This is a genomic window from Frigoribacterium sp. Leaf415 (genome assembly GCF_001424645.1).
In the GTDB taxonomy this organism is placed as follows: domain Bacteria; phylum Actinomycetota; class Actinomycetes; order Actinomycetales; family Microbacteriaceae; genus Frigoribacterium.
The window spans coordinates 1,360,515-1,375,274 of record NZ_LMQR01000001.1 but is presented as its reverse complement, the minus strand read 5'-3'; the positions used below and the strand labels follow the sequence as shown (position 1 = coordinate 1,375,274).

10 protein-coding genes are annotated in these 14,760 nt (G+C 73.7%); 6 read left to right on the top strand and 4 right to left on the bottom strand.

Translation table 11 applies throughout. The features are described 5' to 3' along the window. The first annotated feature begins 61 nt into the window (after positions 1–61). The gene (locus tag ASG28_RS06335; protein WP_055973216.1) at positions 62–2,596 is read left to right on the top strand and encodes a carboxylate--amine ligase/circularly permuted type 2 ATP-grasp protein; all 2,535 of its coding nucleotides are present in this window, start codon (positions 62–64) and stop codon (positions 2,594–2,596) included. 72 nt (positions 2,597–2,668) lie between these two features. On the opposite strand, the gene ASG28_RS06330 is transcribed toward ASG28_RS06335, so the two are convergent. Then, the gene (locus tag ASG28_RS06330; RefSeq protein WP_055973214.1) at positions 2,669–3,025 is read right to left on the bottom strand and encodes a hypothetical protein; all 357 of its coding nucleotides are present in this window, start codon (positions 3,023–3,025) and stop codon (positions 2,669–2,671) included. Between the two features lie 99 nt (positions 3,026–3,124). Between ASG28_RS06330 and ASG28_RS06325 the strand changes: the two genes are divergently transcribed. Continuing rightward, positions 3,125–4,405: a hypothetical protein gene (locus ASG28_RS06325; RefSeq protein ID WP_157485654.1), complete on the top strand. Its 1,281-nt coding sequence runs from the start codon at positions 3,125–3,127 to the stop codon at positions 4,403–4,405. Between the two features lie 91 nt (positions 4,406–4,496). Beyond that, a complete protein-coding gene (locus tag ASG28_RS06320; protein ID WP_055973208.1) occupies positions 4,497–5,264 on the top strand; it encodes a hypothetical protein in 768 nt (255 codons plus the stop codon). Positions 5,265–5,410: 146 nt separating this feature from the next. Here ASG28_RS06320 and ASG28_RS06315 read toward each other — a convergent pair whose 3' ends face one another. Together ASG28_RS06315 and ASG28_RS06310 are read right to left on the bottom strand one after the other, a co-directional pair. After that, the gene (locus ASG28_RS06315) at positions 5,411–6,124 is read right to left on the bottom strand and encodes a response regulator (RefSeq protein ID WP_235477617.1); all 714 of its coding nucleotides are present in this window, start codon (positions 6,122–6,124) and stop codon (positions 5,411–5,413) included. Continuing rightward, positions 6,121–7,878, bottom strand: coding sequence for a sensor histidine kinase (locus ASG28_RS06310; protein ID WP_055973204.1), 1,758 nt, complete (start codon positions 7,876–7,878; stop codon positions 6,121–6,123). The genes ASG28_RS06315 and ASG28_RS06310 overlap by 4 nt, the downstream gene beginning before the upstream one ends. A 173-nt stretch (positions 7,879–8,051) precedes the next feature. On the opposite strand from ASG28_RS06310, the gene ASG28_RS06305 reads away from it, so the two are divergent. From ASG28_RS06305 to ASG28_RS06295, 3 genes are all read left to right on the top strand, one after another. Beyond that, positions 8,052–9,692: a cation:dicarboxylate symporter family transporter gene (locus tag ASG28_RS06305; protein WP_082454432.1), complete on the top strand. Its 1,641-nt coding sequence runs from the start codon at positions 8,052–8,054 to the stop codon at positions 9,690–9,692. 193 nt (positions 9,693–9,885) lie between these two features. Further along, positions 9,886–10,887, top strand: a complete 1,002-nt coding sequence (locus ASG28_RS06300) for a zinc-binding dehydrogenase (RefSeq protein WP_082454431.1) — start codon at positions 9,886–9,888, stop codon at positions 10,885–10,887. Beyond that, complete coding sequence (locus ASG28_RS06295) at positions 10,884–12,482, top strand: flavin-containing monooxygenase (RefSeq protein ID WP_082454429.1); 1,599 nt, start codon at positions 10,884–10,886, stop codon at positions 12,480–12,482. The genes ASG28_RS06300 and ASG28_RS06295 overlap by 4 nt, the downstream gene beginning before the upstream one ends. A gap of 117 nt (positions 12,483–12,599) precedes the next feature. Here the strand turns inward: ASG28_RS06295 and ASG28_RS06290 are convergent, their stop codons facing one another. Beyond that, complete coding sequence (locus tag ASG28_RS06290; RefSeq protein ID WP_055973199.1) at positions 12,600–14,723, bottom strand: RecQ family ATP-dependent DNA helicase; 2,124 nt, start codon at positions 14,721–14,723, stop codon at positions 12,600–12,602. Positions 14,724–14,760 lie beyond the last annotated feature (37 nt).

Here is a 14,760-nt window from a genome sequence, read left to right as displayed (position 1 = left end):
GTTCATGTGAAATCCTCATGAAGAGGCGGGCAGAACCGGGCCGCGCCCGTACTGTGCAGGCATGAGCGCAGAGCTGACGCTGGGGGCCGAAGAAGAGCTGCACCTGATCGACCTCGAGACGAAGCGTCTGTCGGCCCGTGCCCCGCACCTCCTCACCCGGCTGCCCGCCGACCGCTACGGGGCGGAGCTGCAGCGCACCACCATCGAGACCAACGTGCCGGTGGTGACCACGCTCGACGACCTGCGGCGCGAGATCCTGACCCTTCGTCGCGACCTGGTCGAGGTGACCTCCGCCGAGGGGCTCGCCATCGGCGCCGTCGGCACGGCCCCGCGCAGCGAGTTCGCCGACTTCGAACTGACCACGACCGGACGCTACGGCCGCATGCACGAGCAGTACCGCCTGCTCGTCGACGAGCAGCTGATCTGCGGCCTGCAGATCCACGTGGGGGTGGCCGACCGCGACCTCGCCGTGCAGATCGCCGGGCGGATCGCCCCCGTGCTGCCGGCCCTGCTCGCCCTGAGTGCCAGCTCTCCCTTCTGGAACGGCCAGGACACCGGCTACGCGAGCATCCGCTCGCTCATCTGGCAGCGGTGGCCGAGCGCCGGGGCGACCGGGCCGATGGCCGACGCCGCCGAGTACGACCGGTTGCTCGCCGACCTGATCGGATCGGGCGTCATCGCCGACAGCGGGATGGCCTACTTCGACGTCCGACCGTCGAGCCACGCGCCCACCCTCGAACTGCGCACCTGTGACGCCTGCCCGCTGGTCGACGACGCGGTGCTGATCGCCGGCCTCTACCGTGCCGCGGTGCGTCGGGCCGAGATCGACGTCGAGGCCGGTCGCCCCGCCGAGCACCGGGCGGCCCCGCTGCACCGCGCCGCGATGTGGCAGGCGGCGCGCAGCGGGCTCGGCGGCGAGCTGCTCGACCTCGAACAGCACCCGTCGCGGCTGCCCGCGGCCGAGGCCGTCCGGCAGCTCGTGACCCGGTTGCGCCCGCAGCTCGAGGAGTTCGGCGACTGGCAGACCGTGACCGATCTCGCCGAGGCCACGCTCGCCCGCGGCAACTCGGCCGACCGGCAGCGCGCCGCCTTCGCCGAGCGAGGACGGCTCGACGACGTGGTCGACCTGGTCGTCCGCGAGACGCACGGCCCCGCCGCCGGGCTCGACGCCCCCGCGCCGACGCTCGTGGGGTACCGGTTCCGCGCCGGCGACGAGGCGATCGGCCCGGGACTGCACCCGCGCCCGGCCTACCGTGACGTCGCCGGGTTCTTCCAGGAGCTCGGCGCGACCGAGGCCCACGCCCGCTCCGTCGCGCGAGACGCCTGGTGCGAGCGGGCCGGTCTCGGATTCGGCGTGGGCGGCGACCACCGGGCGTTCCACTGCGACCTCGTGCCCCGCATCGTCACGCGGCACGAGTGGAGCCGACTCGAGGCCGGTCTGACGCAGCGGGCCCGGGCGATCGAGGCGTTCCTGCGCGACGCCTACGGTGAGCGTCGGGTCGTGGCGGACGGTGTGCTGTCGCACGAGCAGGTCGTCGGGGCGGCGGGCTGGCGGGACGAGGCCACCCGGCTGCCCACCGACGCCGTGCGGGCCGCGGTGCAGGGCTTCGACCTGGTGCGCGACGAGCTGGGTGGGTGGCGGGTGCTCGAGGACAACGTCCGGGCGCCGAGCGGGGCCGCGTTCTCGATCGCGGTGCGACGGCTGCTCGACGAGGTGGTGCCGGACGCTCCGCGGCCGACGGGGCTGCTCGACCCGACGAGCGTGTTCGCGGTGCTGCGGGCGACGCTGCTGGCGCACGCCGCGCCTCCTCGGGGCGGAGGCGACCCGGTCGGCGCGGTTCTCAGCGAGGGCCCGACGAGTCCGGCCTGGTACGAGCACCGCACCCTCGCCGAGGGCGCGGGGCTGCTGCTGCTGCAGGCCGACGACGTCGAGGTGCAGGAGGCGCGGGTCGTCGACCGCAGGACCGGCACCGTCGTCGACGCCCTCTACCTGCGTCTCGACCGCGAGCTCGTCGACGTGCACGCCCCGCACGACCCGTTGCTCGGCGAGCACCTCATGGACGTGGCGGCCGCGGGCGGCGTCGTGCTGGCCAACGCCCCGGGCAACGGGCTCGCCGACGACAAGTCGATGTACTGCGCCGTGCCCGACCTCATCTGGTACTACCTGGGGGAGCGTCCGCTGCTCGAGTCGGTCCCGACCTACCGGACGGGCGACCCGGCCGAGCGGATCGCGGTGCTCGACCGGGTGGGCGAGCTCGTCACGAAGCCGGTCGACGGCGAGGGCGGCCGGGGCGTGCTGATCGGCCCCTCGGGGAGCGCGGCGGTCTTGGCCGAGCGTCGGGCCGACATCGCCCGTGATCCGTCCGGCTGGGTCGCACAGGAGGTCGTGAGGCTGTCGTCGCACCCGACCCTGACCTCGACGGGGCTGCAGCCGCGGCACGTCGACCTGCGCTGCTTCGTCTACCTCACCGGCACGGGGGCGGGCGAGAGCGTGCTGGCCGACCTGGGGCTCACCCGCGTGGCGCCCGAGGGCAGCATGATCGTCAACTCGTCGCAGGGCGGGGGCGCGAAGGACACCTGGATCGTCGGCGGCTGAGTCGCCGGGGAGACGACGGGAGACGACGGGAGACGTCGGGAGGCGCGGTGCCGTCCCCTGCCCCGGCACCGGTCAGAAGGGCCCGGCGGCCTTCGCGATCGCCTCGAACAGGGCGGTGGTGTCGTCGTCGCGGCGTTTGACCGACGTGCCGATCGTGCCGCCGGGGGAGTGGACCTCGGCCGAGACCCGGGTGCCCTTCTCGGACGCGGTGAAGTCGAGGCGGACGGTGTCCGCGCCACCCGCGGAGGCCGACCGGCGCAGCAGCGTGGCCCCCGTCTCGTCGGCGTCGCCCAGCGAGAACGTCGGGCTCGCCTGCAGTGCCCGGCGCACGAGACCGGGCAGCATCGCCACCGGCAGCTTGAGGTCGAGCGTCGCCCGGGTCACCTCGGGGTCGCCTCGGACGATCTGGGGTCCACGCGTGTCGGCCATGGTCGGAGCGTAATGCCGACGGGCGGCTTCGTCGATCACCCTGGGCGGTGGGCCATGAGGATCTCTCGGCCGACTTCGCCGTTCCCCTACGCTGGGCCCATGAGTGAACAGACCCCTCTGCCTGACTCGGGCCGAGTCCCCCTGCCTCCGCCGCCGTCAGACGACGAGATGCGGGCGACGAGTGAACGGATCGACGAGCTGACCCGGGTGTCCGAACTGCGGGGCATCGACGACACCGATGCCCAGGCCGACCTCTGGGACGCGCTCTTCGCCCTCGATCGCTGGTGGTTCATCGCGCGTGGTGAACTGCCGGACGTGCAGCCCCTGGTGGTCGACGTCGACGGACGTCTGATGGTCCTGGCCTTCACCTCGCCCGAGCGGGCGCGACAGCACGGCCTCGCGCGAGGACTGTCGGAGGAGGAGGCGGGCAGGCTCCTCGCGCTGCCGTCGAGCGGCTTCGTCGACGATGCCGTCGCGCGTGAGCGCACCGGCGTGTTCGGCGTGCTCTTCGACGTCGAGGGGAAGGGGCCCTACGCACCCCTGGGCGCACTCGACGCGATGCGAGGGTTCGGCGTCGATCGGCAGGCGCGGCGCTCGTCGGACGCCTCGGCATCGCTGCCGCCGGCGGCAGCGACGCCAGCGGCGACGGCATCGTCGGCAACGCCGCCCGCCCCGATCCCGATCCCGATCCCGGCCCCGTCGCCGGTCGGCCCGGACCGCTTCGCCCCGCCGACGGACGCACCGGTGCTCGTGGTCGCCCACGACGGTCGGCGGCTCCGGCGTCAGCTCGTCGGTTCCGGGATCGGCGTCCTCCTCGCCCTCGCCCTGTTGGCCGCGCTCGTGACGTGGGCGATCACCAGCACGGCGCTGCTCTGGATCGTGGTCGCCCTCTGGCTCCTGCCGACGCTGTTGCCGATCGCGACGTTCTCCGAGTACGTCGGGGCCGCGCGTCGGCGGGGGCGGCCGTCCCTGTCGGTCCACGCGTCCGCGATCGTCATCGACGGCAGCGTCGTCGTGCCGTGGGACTCGGTCACCCGGGTGAGCTGGGTCGACGGGCCGGCCGGCAACCTCGCCGGTGGGGCCGGTCGACCGATGCGGCGTCTCTCGATCATCGCCCGTCTGTTCGCGATCGGTGACGGGAAGCGGCTGGTCAACTTCCACCTGCGCGACCACGACGAGGTGCGCCGTCACGCCGGCAGCGAGGGGACGACCCGCCTGGTCGACCCGACCCGCGCGACGCCGTCGCTGCCGGCGGACGCAGCGCACGCCTACGCCGTCCTCACCGACGCCCTCGGGTCGACCGACTTCGCCGCCATGACCGTGGTGCTGCACCGCCTGGTCGAGGCCCGTGGGCTCGGCTGGTCCCGCGCGGCCGAGTAGGCCGCAGACCCTCGGGGACTGCGGGTGGGGTCGCGTCGGGCACCGCCCGCCCACCCGGACCACACCCGGCCGGCCGCCCTACGCTGGGGCGATGCCGAGCTCCGACCCGTCCGACCCCCGCCGCCCGTCGAGCCCTCGGGGCTCGTCCGGCACCGCCACGCTCACCTGGGGCGTCGTGCTGCTCGCGATCGCCGTGGTCGGGTCGCCGATCGGCGCGTCGGTGCTGCTCGTCGGACTCGTGGCGCCCGGCCGGCAGTCGTCCGTGGACGTCGTCGTCGCCCTCGCCGTGGTCGCCGTCCTCGTCGCCGGCGGTGTCGTGCTCGTGCGGATCGGGGTGGGTCAGCGCCGTCGAGCCCGACTCGCGAAGGTCGTCGACCGGGCCGCCCCGCCGGCGGGACCGACGCCGTCGACGCGCCCCGCGCCTCCTCGGGTCGCTCCCGGCAGCTCGGCACCGGTCCTCGTGCCGCCCCCTGCGGTCGACGCGACACCGGTGCGGGCCACGGCCGTCGTGGTCGACGACCCGGTCGCCCTCTGGCGCTCGGCTTTCCGGCTCGAGGCCTGGTGGTTCGTCGACCGCGGCACGGCCGGGGCCTCGAAGCCCTTCGCCGTCGTCGACGAGGGCACCCCGACCCTGCTCGCCTTCACCTCGCCCGAACGCGCCCGGGACGCCGCCCTCGCCCGCGGCCTCGACGCGTCGGCCGCCGACCGGCTGGTCTGGCGTGCGCCCGTCGACTTCGTGGCGGACGTCGGCACCTACACGCGTGCCGGGTTGGGGCGGCTCGCGCTCGACCCCGACCAGCACGGGGCGTCCGGCACCCTCGCGGCGCTGCCCGAGATCGCGCGACTCGTCCGCCGCTGAGCTCCGGGCGTCCGCCCGTCGAGACCGTCGGGCATTCCGGGCGACTTCGGCCGAGCCGGTCCATGACGAACGCCCGGTTCCACCGGACCCGCCCGGTGTCAGCGAACCGTCCTGGTCTCAGGTGACCCCCACGGCATCCGGTCCGCTCAGTTCCAGCGGTAGCCGTGCTCGGGTCGGCCGGGGCTGCCGTACCGGGGTTCGCGGGTCGCCGCCCCCGTGTCGGCGAGGTGCTCGAGGTATCGGCGTGCCGTCACCCGCGACACCCCGGCGGCGTCGGCCACTTCTCCCGCCGACGGTGACCCGCCTCGGCGCAGCACCGCCACGACCTGCTCGAGCGTGGCCGGCGCCAGGCCCTTGGCCAGCGTCGGCGCCGGTGCCCGGCGCAGGGTGGCGAACCCCGAGTCGACGTCCGACTGGGTCACCTGCCCCTGCCCTTCGGCGAGCGACTCGCGGAACGACCGGTAGGCCCCGAGCCGGTCGGCGAAGGTCGCGAAGGTGAACGGTTTGATCAGGTACTGGACGATGCCGAGCGACACCGCCGTCCGCACGACGGCGGCGTCCCGCACGGCCGTGATCGCGATGACGTCCACGGTCGAGCCCGCCGCGCGCAGGGCCCGGCAGAGCTGCAGGCCGTGCGTGTCGGGCAGGTTCATGTCGAGCAGCACGAGATCGAGGCCTGCTCCGTCGGGCCCACCGGCCGTGCGGACCGCGTCGAGGGTCTCGCGGCCGTCCCGCGCTCGGCCGACCACCTCGAAACCGTCCAGCCGCTCGAGGTAGGCGACGTGCGCCTCGGCGGTCAAGGGCTCGTCCTCGACGACCAGCACGCGCACCCGGTCACCGGACGAGGAGGCGCGGGTCACGACCGCACCCCGCCCCGACGTCGGGCGGTGGCGTCGGCGTCGTCCGGCCGCCGGTCGGGCAGCAGCACCGAGAAGGTGGTCCCGTCGGGTCCCGTGGCGACGTCGAGGCGACCCCCGACCCGACCCACGGCCTGACGCACGAGCGCGAGGCCGATGCCGCGCCCGCCCGGCACCGCCGGCTTCGTGCTGAACCCCCGGCGGAAGGCGAGCTCGACGTCGCCCAGCCCCGGACCGTCGTCCTCGACGTCGAGTTGGACGCCGCCCTCGACCCGGGCGACGGTCACCTCGACCCGCGGCGGCCGGGCCGGTCGGCCGGCGGGGTCGAGAACGTCGGCATCGAGCGTCGGCGCCACCGCGTCGAAGGCGTTGTCGACCAGGTTGCCCAGGATCGTGACGAGGTCGCCGGGCTCGACGTCGATCGTCCCGAGGTCGGGCTCGACGTCGACGCGCAGCTCGATCGAGCGTTCGCGGGCCTGCGCCGCCTTGCCGAGCAGCAGGGCGGCGAGCGTCGGCTCGTCGATCGAGGCCACGACCCGGTCGGCGAGCCGCTGGCCGAGGTCGAGCTCGTCGGCCGCGAACCGAAGGGCCTCGTCACCGCGCCCGAGCTCGATCAACGACACGATGGTGTGCAACCGGTTCGAGAACTCGTGGGTCTGCGAGCGCAGCGCGTCCGAGAGGGTGCGCATGGTCTCGACCTCGCCCGTGAGATGGGTGAGCTCGGTGTGGTCGCGCAGGGTCGTCACCGTCCCGAGCGTGCGCCGGGAGCGCGGGCGGGCCGCGCCGGTCACCGAGGCCGCGCCTCCTGACGGTGCCGCGCCTCCTCGACCGGTCGCGGGGGTCGGTCGCGGGCCGTCGGTGGGCTCGGTGAGTTCCTGGTTGACGACGAGCACGCGGTCGTCCGTCACGTGCACCTCGTCGGAGGCGCGGCGTCCGGAGGCGAGCAGCTCGCGCAGCGAGGCGGGCAGCTGCAGCTCGGTCAGCGGGACGGGTGCCGCGATGCCTCCTCGTGGCAGGTCGAGCAGTTCGGCCGCCTGGTCGTTGTAGAGCGTCAGCCGGCCGCGGTCGTCGACGAGCACGAGCCCCTCACGCACCGAGTGCAGCACCCCCTCGTAGTACGAGAACATCCGCGCGAGTTCTTCGGGGCCGCGGCCCCAGGTCACCCGCCGCAGGTAGCGGCTGAGCAGCCACGAGACGACGCCACCGAGCAGCACGGTCGCCCCGGCGGCGGCGAACACGAGCGGCAGCCGCTCGCCGACCGACTGCGTGATGGTGTCGACCGTGACCCCGGCCGAGACGAGGGCGACGACCTGGCCGTCGCTCTCGATCGGCACCACCGCGCGCACCGACGGGCCGAGGGTGCCGGCGTACGTCTCGGTGAACGACTCCCCACGCAGGGCCGGGGCGATGGTGCCGACGAACGGTCGGCCGATCTCGTCGGGATCGGGGTGCGTCAGACGGGTGCGATCGGGCCGCATGATCGTGACGAAGTCGGTCGATGTGTCGCTCATCAGGGCCACGGCGTAGGGCTGCAGACGGGCGCTCGGGTCGGACGTCCCGAGGGCCTCGACGACGTACGGGTTGTCGGCGATCGAGGTGGCGAGGGCCAGGCAGGCCCGCGCGGCCGAGCGGTCGGCGTCGTCGCGGGCCGAACGGACCGTCCACGCCGTCGCGAGCACGGTCACGGCGACGACGAAGACGACGAGCAGGGCGAAGAGCCGGGTGGCGATGCTCCACCGGGTGGGATCGACGGTCATCTCGGGCGGGCTCCTCGCTGCGCTGCGGCCGGGCTCCATCATGACTCACCACCGGCGCGACCAGTATGACCACAACGTCGACGCCCACCCGGCGACCGACCAGAGTCGCGGCAACGAACCCCGCACGACCGTCGACGACGACGCCGCCGGTCACGAGCTCGAGGAAGACCCCCATGGCAAAGACGCACAAGGGCCCGCAGACCCCCACGCCCGGCGGAACGACGACGGCGGACGGCGTCCGCGCCCGACGTCGCATCGACCGCTCGCACTGGCTCTACATCGCGGTGATCGTCGCCGTCGCGGCCGGCATTATCGTCGGCCTCGCGGCACCCGAGGTCGCGGTGCAGCTGAAGCCGATCGGCACCGCCTTCGTGTCGCTGATCTCGATGATGATCGCGCCGGTGATCTTCTGCACCATCGTGCTCGGCGTCGGCTCGATCGCCAAGGCGGCGACCGTCGGCAAGGTCGGCGGGCTCGCGCTCGGCTACTTCATCGCGATGTCGACCTTCGCCCTCGCGATCGGTCTCGTGGTCGGCAACCTGATCCACCCGGGCGAGGGCCTGATGATCGGCTCGACCGGATACGAGGCGCCCGCCGCCGAAGAGGCCGGGGGCACCGCAGGGTTCCTGCTCGGCATCATCCCCGAGACGCTCGTGTCGTCGCTGACCAGCGGCTCCATCCTGCAGACGCTGTTCGTGGCGCTGCTCGTCGGCTTCGCCCTGCAGCGCATGGGTGACCGCGGCACGACGATCCTCGAGGGCGTCCGCAACCTGCAGGTGCTGGTGTTCCGCATCCTCGCGATGATCATGTGGGTCGCCCCGATCGGTGCCTTCGGCGCGATCGCCGCGGTCGTCGGCGAGACGGGCGTCGCCGCCATCGTCGCGCTCGGCACCCTGATGGTCGCCTTCTACATCACCTGCATCCTGTTCGTCGCCGTCGTGCTCGGGACGATCCTCAAGCTCGCCACGGGCGTCAACATCTTCCGGGTGATGAAGTACCTCGGACGCGAGTACCTGCTGATCGTCTCGACGTCGTCGAGCGAGGTCGCCCTGCCCCGCCTCATCGCCAAGATGGAGCACCTCGGCGTCTCGAAGCCGGTCGTCGGCATCACGGTGCCCACCGGCTACTCGTTCAACCTCGACGGCACGGCGATCTACCTGACCATGGCGTCGCTGTTCATCGCCAACGCCATGGGCACGCCACTGAACGTCGGCGAGCAGGTCTCGCTGCTGCTCTTCATGATGATCGCGTCGAAGGGTGCCGCCGGCGTCACAGGGGCCGGCATCGCCACCCTGGCCGGCGGCCTGCAGGCGCACCGCCCGGACCTGGTCGACGGCGTCGGCGTGATCGTCGGCATCGACCGGTTCATGTCCGAGGCCCGCGCCCTGACCAACTTCACCGGCAACGCCGTCGCGACCATCCTCGTCGGCACCTGGACGAAGCAGATCGACAAGGACCGCGTCGAGACCGTGCTGTCGGGTCGCGCGCCCTTCGACGAGGCGACCATGAACGCGGACGGGCACGGCGCCTCCTCGGATTCCGGCTCGGCGGGCTCGGCGGGCTCGGCCGGTTCGGCAGGCTCGGAGGCCGCCGCCTCGCACGAGGACGAGGCCGCCCTCTCGACCGACGACGCCGGCCGACCCGCCGGGGCCCGTCTGCTCGACGGCCGTACGGGCGGGCTGGGCTCGCTCGAGGGCACCTCGCCCGACCGCATCTCGACCGGCTCGCTGCACGCCATGGTCGGCACCGACGGCCGCCGGGCCGAGGAGCACCTCGCCGACGCCCCCGCCGACGACGAGCCCCGCCGCGGGTAGGGCGCGGCTCAGACCCCAGGAAGTCACCGAGACCCCCGTGCGCGCGCGGGGGTCTCGGCGCGTTCCTGGGGTCTCGCCGTGCCCGGGCGATGCAGCGTGCAACATCCGTGTCGGAGGCGTACCGTCGCATCCGATGTGCGGTCACGCCCCGCGGTCAGAGCCGACCGACCGGGCCCCGCAGGACGGAGCCACCATGCTCGCCGGACGCCTCGACGTCACCACCCGCCACTTCTCGGTCACCGAGGTCCCCACCCCCGACGCCGGCCCGGGGCAGGTGCGCATCGCCGTCGCCGCCGCCGGCGTGTGCCTCAGCGACGTGCACCTGATCCAGGGTTCGCTCACGCCGTTGAACCTGCCCGGCGACACCGTCACCCTCGGCCACGAGGTCGCGGGCACCGTCGACCAGGTGGGCGAGGGCGTCACGCACGTCGCCGTCGGCGACCGCGTGCTGCTGCAGGCCGGAGAAGAGCGCGACGGGCAGGTCTTCACCCGCGGCGTCGACTACGACGGCGGCTGGGCCGAGTTCGCCGTGGCCCGCGCCGACACGGTCGTGCCGATCCCCGACTCCCTGCCCTTCGAGCAGGCCTGCTTCATCCCGGACGCCGTCTCGACACCGTGGGCGGCGCTCACCACGACGGCCGACACCCGGCCAGGCACGGCGGTCGGCGTCTGGGGCATCGGCGGTCTCGGCGCCCACGCCGTGCAGTTGCTCGCCCTGCTCGGGGCCGCGCCGATCATCGCCGTCGACCCCCTGCCGGGTGCCCGGGACCGGGCCCTCGACTTCGGCGCCGACCTCGCGCTCGACCCCGCCGATCCGGACTTCGCCACGGCACTCGGCCGCGCGACCGGTGGCCGGGGCCTCGCCCGGGCCTTCGACTTCGCCGGCGTGCCCGCCGTGCGCGAGCAGGCCATCGCCTGCCTCGGCTACCGCGGACGCCTGACCCTGGTCGGCCTCTCGGACAAGCCGATCACGATCACCGACGGCACGAGGTTCAGCTTTCTGCAGCAGCAGGTCCTCGGCCACTACGGCTCCGAGCCCGCCGACGTCACCACGCTCGTCGCCCTGACGGCCCGGGGGAGGCTCGACTTCTCGAAGTCGGTCAGCGCGACCGTGCCGCTGGCCGAGGCCGAGCGGGCGGTCCAGATGCTCGAGCGCAAGGAAGGCGACCCGATCCGGATCGTGCTGGTCCCGTGAGCGACGCGACCCGCGCCTCCTCGGTCCCCGACGGGCTCGACGGCCGCGACCATCCGGGCGCGGCCGAGCACGTCGACCTGCTCGTCGTCGGGGCCGGCCTGTCCGGCGTCGGGGTGGCGGCACAGCTGCACCGGGACTTCCCCGGACGCAGCCTCGCCGTCGTCGAGGCGCGCGACGCGGTCGGGGGCACCTGGGACCTCTTCCGGTACCCGGGCGTCCGCTCGGACAGTGACATGTTCACCCTCGGCTACGGGTTCCGACCCTGGCGGGACGCCCGCGCGATCGCCCCGGGCGCGGCGATCCGGGACTACGTCCGCGACACGGCCGACGAGACCGGCGTGGCCGGGCTGATCCGGTTCGGGCACCGGGTCGTCGCCGCCGATTGGTCGTCGGCCGACGCCCGGTGGACCGTGACGATAGAGGTCGTGAGCTCGCGCGGGCCGAGCGGGTCGCCCGCCGCCGCCGACGCGTCGAGCGCAGGAGGCGCGGGTGCCGCCCCGGCGTCCGGTCGCGTCACGATCACGTGCTCGTTCTTGTTCGTCTGCTCGGGCTACTACCGCTACGACGAGGGCTGGTCGCCTACGTTCCCGGGGCAGGAGTCGTTCGCCGGTCGCGTCGTGCACCCCCAGCACTGGCCCGAGGACCTCGACGTCGCCGGGAAGCGCGTCGTCGTCATCGGATCGGGAGCGACGGCGGTGACGCTGGTGCCCGCCCTCGCCGAGAGCGCCGAGCAGGTGACGATGCTGCAGCGGTCGCCGACCTACGTGCTCTCGCTTCCGTCGCGTCGGAAGGAGCCCCGCGCCTGGCGTCGGCTGCTGCCGCAGGGCGTCGACGACCGGCTGATCCGGTGGCGCAGCATCGGCATGGCGCTGCTCAGCTTCCAGACGAGCCGACGCTCGCCCGAGAAGATGAAGGCGTTCCTCCGGGCCCAGGTAGCCCGGCGCCTGCCGGACGACTTCGACGTCGACCGGCACTTCCAGCCGAGCTACGACCCGTGGGACCAGCGCCTCTGCATCACCCCGGACGGGGCCCTGTTCCGGGCGCTGCGCTCGGGGTCGGCGTCGATCGTGACCGACGACATCGACTCGTTCACGCCCGGCGGCGTCCGGGTCGCGGGTCGCGACGGCCAGCGGGCTCGTGAGCTGCCCGCCGACGTCGTCGTCACGGCCACCGGGCTCAACCTGCTGCTGTTCGGCGGCATGAGGTTGTCGGTCGACGGGGTCGAGGTCGATCCGGCGACGCGGCTGACCTACAAGGGGTTCATGCTCTCGGGGGTGCCGAACCTGGCGTTCGCGATCGGCTACACGAACGCGTCGTGGACGCTGAAGATCGACCTCGTCGTGCACTACGTCGCCCGGCTGCTGCGTCACGCCGACCGTCACGGGTTCCGAGTGGCCGTGCCGGTCGCGCCCGAGCGGCCGGGGCCGACGAGCCCGCTGATCGACCTGAGGAGCGGCTACGTCTCGCGTGGGGTGCACCTGATGCCCCGGCAGGGTTCGCGGTCGCCGTGGCGCATGCACCAGAACTATCCGCGCGACGTCTGGCTGATGCGACACAGCACCCTGACCCGGGACGGCATGCGGTTCGGACGCTGACACCCGTCGAGGGCTGAGCGGCCCGGGGCATCGCCCACGTCGTCGCGCCCGGTGTCGCGCCCGGTGTCGGGCTCGTCGTCGCCTGCGGCCCGGCGGCCCCGGTCGAGGGCGGCGGACTCAGCCGACCACCGCGAGGGCGAAGGGCAGGACGGCCGGGGCGCCGGCTCGGCGCAGCTCGCGCCCGGCCACCGTGACCGTCCAGCGGCTGTCGACGAGGTCGTCGACGAGCAGCACCGGCCCGGTCACCTCGGCGAGGGCTGCGGCCAGCTCGGGGCCGACCTCGAACGACTGCCAGACGTCGGCGAGTCGGTAGACGCTGTTGCCGCCCTGGCCGCGACCGGCCGAGGGGCGGGCGCTGCCGAGCGTGCCGAGCAGCGGCAGCCGCCCGACCGTGCTGATCGCCTCGGCGAGCGACCCGACGAGCTGCGGCCGTGACGTCGACGGCATCGCCACGACGCCCACGGGCCGTTCGGCCCACGGCCACTCCTTCAGGACACGGACGACACCGTTGAGCAGGTGCTTCGACAGCGGAGCGTCGGGGGCGTTCGCCGCGAAGACCTCGCGCAGCGTGTTGCCCCACCCGAGGTCGGTCAGTCGGGCGAGCGCACGACCCGGCTCGACCCGTTCGCCGTCGGGGATCTTGCCCTTGACGGCCACTCCGGCCCGGTCGGCCCCCGTGGGCCACTGGGCCCGGGGGTCGATCTCGACGCCGACCCGGTCGAGGGTGCTCGCGGCCGAGGTGGCCGCCTCACCGGCGATGTCGGTCGGGTACCAGGCGCCCGCGCAGACGTCGCACCGGCCGCAGGGTTCGGCGGCCGGGTCGTCGAGGTCGACCTGCAGCATCTGCATGCGGCAGGTCTCGCCGCGTTCGAACGCGAGCATCGACTCTTGCTCGGCCACCCGGGCGGCGGCGATGCGGTCGTAGCGTTCGGCGTCGTAGACCCAGGGCTCGCCCGTGCTGACCCAGCCGCCCTGCACCCGGCGGACGGCGCCGTCGACGTCGAGCACCTTGAGCATGAGTTCGAGCGGGGTGCGCTTGACGTCGACCCGCGCCTCGAGGGCCGGCGTCGACAGCGGCGTCTCGCTCAGCTCGGCCAGCACGGCTGCCGCTCGTGCCTCGGACGGCATCGACGCCGTGGCGAAGTACTGCCAGATCTCGGCGTCCTCGGTGCCGGGCAGCAGCAGGACGTCGGCGTTGTCGGTCGCGCGACCCGCACGCCCGATCTGCTGGTAGTACGCGACGGGCGACGACGGCGCGCCGAGGTGGATCACGAAGCCGAGGTCGGGCTTGTCGAAGCCCATGCCGAGGGCGCTCGTCGCGACCAGGGCCTTGAGGTCGTTGCCCTTGAGGCGCTGTTCGAGCTGTTCGCGTTCTTCGGGGTCGGTACGTCCCGAGTACGACCGGACGTCGTGCCCGGCCTCGCGCAGCAGGCGGGCGGTGTCGTCGGCCGCCGAGATGGTGAGCGTGTAGATGATGCCGCTGCCGGGCAGGTCGGCGAGGTGGCTGAGCAGCCAGCCGAGGCGGTCGCGCGACGTCGGCAGCTGCAGCACCCCGAGACGCAGGGAGGCGCGCGCCAGTGATCCGCGGATCGTCAGCACCTCGTCGTCCGGCCCCACGGCGAGTTGCTCGGCGACGTCGGCCACGACGCGGGCGTTGGCCGTGGCGGTCGTGGCGAGGACGGGCACGCCCGCGGGCAGGGTGCGGATGAGGTCGGCGAGGCGACGGTAGTCGGGTCGGAAGTCGTGGCCCCAGTCCGAGATGCAGTGCGCCTCGTCGACGACGAGCATGCCGAGCCGGGCGATGAGGACGGGCAGCTGCTCGTCGCGGAACCGCGGGTTGTTGAGTCGCTCGGGGGAGACGAGCAGCACGTCGATCTCGTCGTCGACGAGCTGCTGCTGGACGTCGGACCACTCGTGGGCGTTCGCCGAGTTGACCGCGACGGCCCGCACCCCGGCCCGGGCGGCGGCGGCCACCTGGTCGCGCATCAGGGCGAGCAGAGGTGACACGAGCAGGGTCGGGCCGGTGCCGCGTCGGCGCAGCAGCAGGGTGGCGATGAAGTACACCGCGGACTTGCCCCACCCGGTGCGCTGCACGACGAGGGCCCGGCGACGATCGGCGACGAGTGCCCGGATGGCCTCGAGCTGCCCGTCGTGGAAGACGGCGTCGTCGCGCCCGGTGAGCGCACGCAGCAGCTCGAGGGCCTCGGCGTCGATGTCGGTCGCGGTGCTCGTCGGTGTCATGGGCCCATGGTCGCAGAGCCCACCGTCACCCGCCTGA

What these genes read in the sequence shown, in the direction of transcription:
- ASG28_RS06335 (WP_055973216.1), top strand. Translation starts at nt 62, where the DNA reads ATGAGCGCAGAGCTGACGCTGGGGGCCGAAGAAGAGCTGCACCTGATC.
- ASG28_RS06330 (WP_055973214.1), bottom strand. Translation starts at nt 3,025, where the DNA reads ATGGCCGACACGCGTGGACCCCAGATCGTCCGAGGCGACCCCGAGGTG.
- ASG28_RS06325 (WP_157485654.1), top strand. Translation starts at nt 3,125, where the DNA reads ATGAGTGAACAGACCCCTCTGCCTGACTCGGGCCGAGTCCCCCTGCCT.
- ASG28_RS06320 (WP_055973208.1), top strand. Translation starts at nt 4,497, where the DNA reads ATGCCGAGCTCCGACCCGTCCGACCCCCGCCGCCCGTCGAGCCCTCGG.
- ASG28_RS06310 (WP_055973204.1), bottom strand. Translation starts at nt 7,878, where the DNA reads ATGACCGTCGATCCCACCCGGTGGAGCATCGCCACCCGGCTCTTCGCC.
- ASG28_RS06305 (WP_082454432.1), top strand. Translation starts at nt 8,052, where the DNA reads ATGGCAAAGACGCACAAGGGCCCGCAGACCCCCACGCCCGGCGGAACG.
- ASG28_RS06300 (WP_082454431.1), top strand. Translation starts at nt 9,886, where the DNA reads ATGCTCGCCGGACGCCTCGACGTCACCACCCGCCACTTCTCGGTCACC.
- ASG28_RS06290 (WP_055973199.1), bottom strand. Translation starts at nt 14,723, where the DNA reads ATGACACCGACGAGCACCGCGACCGACATCGACGCCGAGGCCCTCGAG.